1 rRNA gene is annotated in these 1120 nt (G+C 51.2%); it reads right to left on the bottom strand.

Annotated elements, in window-relative coordinates:
- Window positions 1-1120 (bottom strand): 23S ribosomal RNA (locus tag Q4Q46_RS21310); the annotation flags it as partial.

Below are 1120 nucleotides of genomic sequence, written 5' to 3'. Positions count from 1 at the left end.
CTACCAACGCCGCGCTAGCCTAGCCTTCTCCGTCTCTCCATCGCAGTTAGCGGAAGTACAGAAATATTAATCTGTTTCCCATCGATTACGCCTTTCGGCCTCACCTTAGGGGTCGACTCACCCTGCCCCGATTAACGTTGGACAGGAACCCTTGGTCTTTCGGCGAGGGGGTTTTTCACCCCCTTTATCGTTACTCATGTCAGCATTCGCACTTCTGATACCTCCAGCGTGGGTTACCCCTTCACCTTCAACGGCTTACAGAACGCTCCTCTACCGCGCACAGTAAACTGTGCACCCGTAGCTTCGGTGACTAGCTTAGCCCCGTTACATCTTCCGCGCAGGCCGACTCGACTAGTGAGCTATTACGCTTTCTTTAAATGATGGCTGCTTCTAAGCCAACATCCTAGCTGTCTAAGCCTTCCCACATCGTTTCCCACTTAGCTAGTACTTTGGGACCTTAGCTGACGGTCTGGGTTGTTTCCCTTTTGACGACGGACGTTAGCACCCGCCGTCTGTCTCCCGAGTAGTACTCATTGGTATTCGGAGTTTGCAAAGGGTTGGTAAGTCGGGATGACCCCCTAGCCTTAACAGTGCTCTACCCCCAATGGTATTCGCTCGAGGCGCTACCTAAATAGCTTTCGAGGAGAACCAGATATCTCCCGGTTTGATTGGCCTTTCACCCCCAGCCACAAGTCATCCGCTAATTTTTCAACATTAGTCGGTTCGGTCCTCCAGTTGATGTTACTCAACCTTCAACCTGCCCATGGCTAGATCACCGGGTTTCGGGTCTACACCTTGCAACTAAACGCGCAGTTAACACTCGGTTTCCCTACGGCTCCGCTATTCGCTTAACCTCGCTACAAAATGTAAGTCGCTGACCCATTATACAAAAGGTACGCAGTCACGGTCTCAAGAACCGCTCCCACTGCTTGTACGTATACGGTTTCAGGTTCTATTTCACTCCCCTCACAGGGGTTCTTTTCGCCTTTCCCTCACGGTACTGGTTCACTATCGGTCAGTCAGGAGTATTTAGCCTTGGAGGATGGTCCCCCCATATTCAAACAGGATGTCACGTGTCCCGCCTTACTCGTTTTCATCAATGGTTAGTTTTCATGTACGG

Origin of the sequence: Shewanella vaxholmensis (assembly GCF_031932135.1) — a bacterium.
GTDB lineage: Bacteria > Pseudomonadota > Gammaproteobacteria > Enterobacterales > Shewanellaceae > Shewanella > Shewanella hafniensis.
This window is presented reverse-complemented; position numbering and strand designations above follow the sequence as displayed.